This is a genomic window from Natronomonas sp., from assembly GCF_046710025.1.
Classification (GTDB): domain Archaea; phylum Halobacteriota; class Halobacteria; order Halobacteriales; family Haloarculaceae; genus Natronomonas.
The window spans coordinates 1-7,178 of sequence record NZ_JBKEGK010000129.1 but is presented as its reverse complement, the minus strand read 5'-3'; the positions used below and the strand labels follow the sequence as shown (position 1 = coordinate 7,178).

General features: G+C 63.0%; 7 protein-coding genes. 1 reads left to right on the top strand and 6 read right to left on the bottom strand.

The annotated features are described in order from the left end of the window. Positions 1-1,050 precede the first annotated feature (1,050 nt). Positions 1,051-2,646, bottom strand: coding sequence for a class I adenylate-forming enzyme family protein (locus ACI944_RS09525; protein ID WP_411718810.1), 1,596 nt, complete (start codon positions 2,644-2,646; stop codon positions 1,051-1,053). A gap of 135 nt (positions 2,647-2,781) precedes the next feature. Here ACI944_RS09525 and ACI944_RS09520 point away from each other — a divergent pair, with 135 nt between their 5' ends. Beyond that, positions 2,782-3,591, top strand: coding sequence for an enoyl-CoA hydratase/isomerase family protein (locus tag ACI944_RS09520; RefSeq protein WP_411718809.1), 810 nt, complete (start codon positions 2,782-2,784; stop codon positions 3,589-3,591). Positions 3,592-3,609: 18 nt separating this feature from the next. Here ACI944_RS09520 and ACI944_RS09515 read toward each other — a convergent pair whose 3' ends face one another. The 5 genes from ACI944_RS09515 to ACI944_RS09495 all read right to left on the bottom strand — a co-directional run. Then, on the bottom strand, positions 3,610-4,305 hold the full coding sequence (locus ACI944_RS09515) for a thioredoxin family protein (protein WP_411718808.1): 696 nt from the start codon (positions 4,303-4,305) through the stop codon (positions 3,610-3,612). Beyond that, positions 4,302-5,045, bottom strand: a complete 744-nt coding sequence (locus ACI944_RS09510; protein WP_411718807.1) for an ABC transporter ATP-binding protein — start codon at positions 5,043-5,045, stop codon at positions 4,302-4,304. Before ACI944_RS09510 ends, ACI944_RS09515 begins: the two co-directional genes overlap by 4 nt. Continuing rightward, the gene (locus ACI944_RS09505) at positions 5,042-5,800 is read right to left on the bottom strand and encodes an ABC transporter ATP-binding protein (RefSeq protein WP_411718811.1); all 759 of its coding nucleotides are present in this window, start codon (positions 5,798-5,800) and stop codon (positions 5,042-5,044) included. The genes ACI944_RS09510 and ACI944_RS09505 overlap by 4 nt, the downstream gene beginning before the upstream one ends. Then, a complete protein-coding gene (locus ACI944_RS09500; RefSeq protein ID WP_411718806.1) occupies positions 5,797-6,879 on the bottom strand; it encodes a branched-chain amino acid ABC transporter permease in 1,083 nt (360 codons plus the stop codon). The genes ACI944_RS09505 and ACI944_RS09500 overlap by 4 nt, the downstream gene beginning before the upstream one ends. After that, a partial coding sequence (locus ACI944_RS09495) for an ABC transporter permease subunit (protein ID WP_411718805.1) occupies positions 6,876-7,178 on the bottom strand: 303 nt, incomplete at its 5' end. The genes ACI944_RS09495 and ACI944_RS09500, both read right to left, overlap by 4 nt.

Genomic DNA, 7,178 nt, shown 5'->3' with positions numbered 1-7,178 from the left:
CTTCAATCGCACACCATTGGCTCACTTCCTAAGGAGAGGTTTTTATACGCTGAACAGGCGCAATACCACGCCGTTCACGGCGTGGATACGCGCCGTCACAGTAAGAGATTCCGACCGTTTTTGTTGAACACCGGCGTATATATCAGTGTCGGCGCATCGGTTACGACCCCGATGTAGCCGAGCGCCCGAAAGGTGGCGGTTCGAGTGTCCGCCCACGCTGGAAACAGGGTGTGCCCCACGTGGGAATCAAACAACAAGCACCGGGCGAGCGTCGTCGATGTAAGTAACTCCGAGTCCGGTGACACCGACTGAAGCACCTGTGGCACAAACAACACAGGAACTTCGTCTCGGTTGAGGATAGGAGTACCGGGGGCTTGGCACTCCCAGGAGACTGCCCATTGACCGGCCACACACCGATTCCAACGGTGTACTGGCTTGGTAGTCTGCAAACCTGAAACTCCCAACCAAGCGGTGCGGTGCCGTGGGATTCCTTCCGCCTTTAGGCGGAGGAGGATGTCACACATTTCCGCATGTTCCAATCCTCCCCCGTGCGTGGGCGTATCGCGGGGTCACGACAGCAAGGCGAGACACATCGAAGGGGTCCTGCACGGCTGTTCTGCCCCGTGGTCGGCATTCGACCCCGTCTTGATATTCGTGTCCCCGATAGGCTCGGATGGAGGCATTTGCGGTGCAGGGACGCATCCTCGCTTTCGAATGCAGGGCCCGTCAGCGGCGGTCCCTGCATCGACTCTGATTTGATTCCGGCGTAATACCAATCATCATACTATGATGGTCCAAACTGTGTTGAACGCGCTTTTTTCCTTGCTCGCTTCGCTCAGTATCGGCGGGGCATTCGCGCTCCGCCGGCGGCGGGACAGATAAAAGATGGTCGGCGAGCGGTCGATCGGGGGACTGCGGTCGTCGGATCGGAACAGTCGAATCAGGATGATGCGGCCATCGGACCGGGAGCGTTGAATCGGGCTGACGCGGCTGCCGGATCGGGACGGCCACTCAGGGTCCCGAGGGTCGTCCGCACCCGATCGATGAGGGCTACTCCTGGCCGACCATCCGGGCCTCGTCGTCCCAGTACTCCGAGCGGAGTTCGTACTTTTGCACCTTGCCGGTCGCCGTCTCCGGGAAGTCGTCGACGAACTCGACGCTCGTCGGGGACTTATATCCTGCCAGGCGCTCCTTGACGAAGTCGATGACCTCGTCCTCGGCGAGGTCGGCATCGGGCTGTTCGACGACAAACGCCTTCGGCGTCTCCCCCCACTTCTCGCTCGGGACGGGGATGACGGCGGCCTTCAAGATCCCCTCGTGGTCGTAGAGGGCGTCCTCAACCTCGATCGAGGAGATGTTCTCGCCGCCGGAGATGATGATGTCCTTCTTGCGGTCCTGAATCGACACCATGCCGTCCTCGTCGATGGTAGCGAGATCGCCCGTGTGGAAGTACCCCTCGACCCGCTCGTTAAACGCCTCCTCGGTGATCTCGGGCTTGTTGAGATAACGGTCCATCACCTGGTTGCCCTGGACGACGATCTCGCCGACAGTCGCGCCGTTTGCGGGAACGTCGTTGCCGTCCCGGTCGACGACCCGAACGTCGGTACAGAGGGTTTCGCTGCCCTGATTGATCTTCAGGTCGCGGCCGCGCTCGGCCAGCCGTCGGGGAGAGTTGCTCGTCGTGATGGTCGGAGCCGTCTCCGTGAGCCCGTAGATGTGGATGATGCGCCAGCCGAACTCGTCCTCGACCGTCTCGATCGTTGCGGTCGCCGGGGCGCTGCCGGCGGTCGCGATGCGGACGTCCCGGTCGCCGGTCGTTTCCACGTCGTTCGTCTCGTGGTACTGAATAAGCGCGTTCAGCACTGTCGGCGCGCCACACATGAAGCTGACATCGTGCTCGCGGACGCGCTCGAAGGTGTCTTTCGCATCGAAGGTCCGCTGACAGACGTGGGTGCCGCCGGTACCGGTGATCGCGTAGGTGTGGCCCCAGCCGTTGCAGTGGAACATCGGCAGCGTCCACAGGTAGTTGTCGTCGTCGCGGATCTCCATGTGCTGGTTGAGCACCAGGGCGTGCCAGTGTTCGGTCCGGTGGGTGCGGACGACACCCTTCGGATCGCCCGTCGTTCCCGAAGTGTAGTTGATGCTCGCGTCGTCGTCCTCTGAGATATCGGGGCGTTCGGGGGCCTCGGGGGCGGCGTCGGCCAGAACGGACTCGTAGTCGTCCCATTCGCCCTCGATCCGGTCGCTCTCGTAGCCGACGAAGTGCTCCGCGGGGACCGACTCGCGGATCGGCTCGACGTTTTCGGCGTAGTCGTAATCGGCGATGACCGCGTCTGCGTCGCAGTCGCCGAGGATGTACTCGAGTTCACCGGCGGTGAGCCGGTAGTTCATCGGGACGAACACCGCGCCGAGAGTGTTGGTCGCGTACAGCGTCTCGATGAAGTAGTGAGTGTTCGGCGCCAACAGCGCGACCTTGTCGCCGTTTCCGATCCCGCGTTCGGCGAGAGCGTTCGCCAGTCGGTTCACGCGGTCATCGAGTTCGGCGTAGGTGTACTCCGTGCCGTCGTGGGCGACGATCCCCGTTACGTCGGCATAGAGATCGACAGCTCGATCGAGGAAGTCGAGGGTGAGCATTTCGCGCTTCATATCCGTCCGGAAGATGGGCGTCCGCCGCACTTGAATATGCAGCATAATTTCAATAAAATTCGAGCCCCGGTCGGGTGCGGTGGTGCCACGAGCGGCGCCGGGAATCTTTTGTGCTGACCGTCCGTCAACCGACATATGACACAGCCTGGCACTATACCCGAGGACGCGGTCGTCGAGGTCGAAACGGACGGCTACGTCGGGCGGATTACTCTCGACCGCCCGGCGTCGATGAACACGTTCAGCACCGACCTCGCCACCGATCTTGACGCCGCGTTGCGCGCCCACGAGGCCGACGACAGCGTTCGCGCGATCGTGATCGACGGCGCGGGGGACGCCTTTTCAGCCGGGATCGACCTCACCGAGCACGCCGAGTACGAAGACGGCGACGGCTACGAGGAGTGGGTCGCGCGGATGGAGGAGCCGTTCGCGACGATCGCGGGGATGGAGACCCCGGTGATCGCCGCCGCGCACGGGCACGCCGCCGCGAACGGGTTGGGCCTCGTCGCCGCCTGCGACCTGGCTGTCGCCGCCCACGGGACGATGTTCGGCGCGACCGCGCCGAAGGTCGGGCTCTTTTGTATGGGGCCGGCCGTCCCGCTTATGGGCGCTGTCGTCCGGAAACGGTGTCTCGAATTGCTGTTAACTGGCGAGTTGATCGACGCCGACACCGCCCACGAGTGGGGTCTTATAAATGAGGTCGCGCCGGCCGGTGAGCACGTGGAGGCAGCCATGGAGTACGCCGAGACGATCGCTTCGAAGAGCCCGACCGCAATCCAGCGCGGCAAGCGAGCCTACTACGAGATGGAGGCGATGGGATACGCAGACGCACTCGAGTACTCGAACGAACAGTTCGCGGGGCTGTGTACGACCGCCGACGCCGAGGCGGGCATCGAGGCGTTTCTTAACGGCGATCCGCTAGACGCCGACAAGTGGCCGGACACGTAAAAAGGGGATGTCGGAAGCCTACTCGACGTAGACGTCTGCACAGGCGTCGGCGATGTCGTCGGGTGAGTGGTACCCGCGGAGCGACTCGCAACACTCGCCGTCCTCGAACAGCAGCACGGACGGGGCGGCTTCGACGCCGAACTCCCGTCGGAACTCGGTCGTGGCCTCGCCGTCGATTCCCGCGACCGCGACGTCCTCGGGGAACGTCGAATCCGCCTCGGCAAGGTCGTCTTTTAGCCGCCGACAGGGGTCACAAAAGCGCTTCCAGACCGTCACCGCGACCCGGTCGTGCTCCTCGAAGAACGTCTCATACGTGTCATCGTCGATCTCGGTGATGTCGTCCGGAACCGGCGACGGCGGGGCGATATCGGTGATCATCATCGCCATGTGAGCCCGCTCGACGAGCGGGTACTCCTCGTCAACGTGTGAGTCCAACGCGAGCAACGCGACAAACTGTTCGCGGGTGACGCCGAGTTCCTCGATCCGGTCGGCCGCCTCGTCGGGGTCGATCCCGAAGACATCGGCGACTGCCTGATGATACTCGGCCTCGTCGGCGTCCATGTAGGAGTCGTGGTAGATGCCGCGGGTCGACTCGAACTCCAAGGTGAGCGTCACCTCGTCCTCATCGATCGAGACGACATCCTCGGACTCGAGCGCATCGAGTCGTTCCTCGGGCGAAAGCCCCCCGGCAGCGGAATTGGCGCTGTCGCTCATACGCCGAGGTACTCCTGTCTGACATCGTCGTTGGCCTCGAGTTCTTCTGAGGTACCCTCGTAGACGACGCCGCCCTGGTCGAGGACGTAACAGTAATCGGCGAGTTTGATCGCCGCGGCAGCGTTCTGCTCGACGAGCAGGATCGTCTTGCCTTGGTCGGCGATCTCCTGAATGATATCGAGGACGTCCTGTACAATCTGGGGGGCGAGCCCCTCGGAGGGTTCGTCTAACATGAGTAAATCAGTGTCCTGCTTGAGCGTCCGAGCGATGGCGAGCATCTGCTGTTCGCCGCCGCTAAGCGTACCGGCTTTCTGCTCGCGGCGCTCGTCGAGTCGTGGGAACTGCTCGTAGACTTCCTCGTCTGAGATGCCGGTCTTGCCGGTCTCGACCGACCGGCCGATCCGGTTCAACAGGTTCCGGGAGATGTCCGGAACGTGGAGGTTTTCTGCAACGGTCAGATTCGAGAACATCCGCCGCTCCTCGGGCACAAGCGAGAGGCCGAGCGCCGAGATGTCCTCGGGTCGCCGGCCCGTGATCTCCGCCCCGTCGAAGCGGATGGTTCCGCTCCGTATCTCGGGCGGTTCCGTCCCCGTGATGCTCCGCAACGTCGTCGTCTTGCCGGCTCCGTTCCGGCCGAGCAAGGCGATGATCTGTCCCTCCTCAACCTCCATCGTCACGTCCCGGAGGATGTGGCTCTCCCCGTAATAGGAGTTGACGCCATCGAGTTTGAGCAGACTCATATCTCGACACCCCCGAGGTACGCCTCCTGAACGTCGGGATCGCCGCGGATCTCGTCGGGTGTACCGTCGGCGATCTTTGCGCCACGGTTGAGCACCGCGATGCGATCGGAGACGCGGAAGATGATCTCCATATCGTGCTCAATGAGAACGATCGTGACCCCGCGTTCCTCCTTTATACGCTCGATGAGGTCGACGGTGTCGTCTGTCTCGTCGGGCGACATCCCGGCGGTCGGCTCGTCAAGAAAGAGCAGATCGGGATTGCTCGCGAGCGCCAGTGCCATCTCGAGGCGACGTTTGTCGCCGTACGGCAGCGACTTGGCCTTGATGTCACGTTGCTCGTACAGCCCCATGTCCTCGAGCGTTCGTCGCGCGCGCTCGGCGACTTCGTCGTAACCGGCAAGTCGCTTGAAGAAGTTTAGGCTGAATGAGCCGTGTTCGGCGCCTAATGAGGCGACGATCGCGTTCCGCTCGACGGTCAGGTCAGGGAATATCGAGGCTGTCTGGAACGACTTGCTCAGGCCCTGTTGGACGATCTCGTGTGGCTCCTGGCCGGTGATGTCCTCACCGCGGTACTGCACCGTTCCCTCGGTGGGGTTCAACAGTCCCGTAATGAGGTTGACTGTCGTCGATTTTCCAGCACCGTTTGGCCCGATGATACTCAGGGAGTCGCCCTCCTGGAGTTGGAGGTTGACTTCGTCTACCGCTGTGAGTTCACCGAACTGTTTCGTGAGTCCTTCAGTTTCCAGAAGCATCAGGAATCGTCCCCCGAGAGTTGTCCGCGGACGGTCGAGCGAATGCCGTCGACGATCCCCCAGAGACCGGCGGGGAACAGCCAGACGACAGTCACGAAGAGCGCGCCGAGAACGAGCAGCCAGAAGGCGATCTCGCCCGAGACGATGTTCTCGACGTACAGGAACGCCATCGCGCCGGCCACCGGGCCGAAGATCGACCCGACCCCGCCCAGCACCGTGATGATCACGATGTCGCCGCTCGTGATCCAATAGAGCGATCCGACGGCGACGTACTGGGCGTGGATCGTGTGGAGTCCGCCGGCGACGCCGGCGAACGCGCCCGAGAGCACGAACGCGACGAGTTTGTACCGCCAGACGTTCAGCCCGAGGAACCGGACGCGCTGTTCGTTCTCGGCGATCGCCTGGAAGATCGCCCCGTAGGGCGAGCGGACGATCCGGACGGCGGCCGCGACGGCGAGCACGAAGAAGCCAGCGAACAGCACATACGAGATGTCGTGAAGAAGCGTCCCGAGTATGCCCGCGAACTCTCGTCCCAGGCCGATAGATCCGAGCAGCGGTTCGATGGTGACACCGGTGAACCCGTCCTCGCCGCCGGTTATCTCTCCCAGCGGACCGAGAGCGAGGAAGTACATCATCTGCCCGAACGCAAGCGTCAGGATCGCAAAGTAGATCCCGCCGCGCCGGAGCGAGAGGACGCCGATGATCAACGCGAGGACAATCGCGGTGACCGTCGCCACGAGCACCATGAGCAGCGGTTCGCCGTAGATGTTCGCGCTGAAGAGCCCGGCAGCGTACGCACTACCGCCCCAGAAGACGGCGTGGCCGAACGACAGCAATCCGGTGTAACCCAACAGCAGATCGAACCCGATGGCGAAGATCGCCCAGATGTAGATCAGTTCCACCAGCGACATGTACCCATTGTACGCCGGCAGGTTGGTGAAGATCATCGGGAAGACAATGACGAACGCGATCGCCCCCAGTATCGAGAACGACTCACGCTCCCGAAGCGCGTCCCATCGGTCGAGAAGGCCGGCCGTGTCCGTGCTTTCGGCCGGCGTCGCGGTTTCGGTCTGTTCGCTCATTCGTCCACCTCCACGACGCCCATCAGCCCCGCGGGACGAACCAGCAGGACGACTGCAGCGAGGGCGTAGATGCCGACCGACGACCACGTCGGGGCATTCATTTGTAGTCCGACCTCAACGGCCCCGATCAAGAGGCCGCCAACGACTGATCCGACGATGCTACCCACACCGCCAACGACGACGACGAGGAAGGCCGGGACGAGCACGCCGACCCCGATCTCCGGGACGACGCTGAAGACGGGGCCGCCAACGACGCCCGCCGCGCCGGCCAGTCCCGATCCGATACCAAAAATGACGAG

Bases quoted from the DNA above. Each gene is read 5' to 3' on its own strand.
- ACI944_RS09525 (WP_411718810.1), bottom strand. From the start codon at position 2,646: ATGAAGCGCGAAATGCTCACCCTCGACTTCCTCGATCGAGCTGTCGAT.
- ACI944_RS09520 (WP_411718809.1), top strand. From the start codon at position 2,782: ATGACACAGCCTGGCACTATACCCGAGGACGCGGTCGTCGAGGTCGAA.
- ACI944_RS09515 (WP_411718808.1), bottom strand. From the start codon at position 4,305: ATGAGCGACAGCGCCAATTCCGCTGCCGGGGGGCTTTCGCCCGAGGAA.
- ACI944_RS09510 (WP_411718807.1), bottom strand. From the start codon at position 5,045: ATGAGTCTGCTCAAACTCGATGGCGTCAACTCCTATTACGGGGAGAGC.
- ACI944_RS09500 (WP_411718806.1), bottom strand. From the start codon at position 6,879: ATGAGCGAACAGACCGAAACCGCGACGCCGGCCGAAAGCACGGACACG.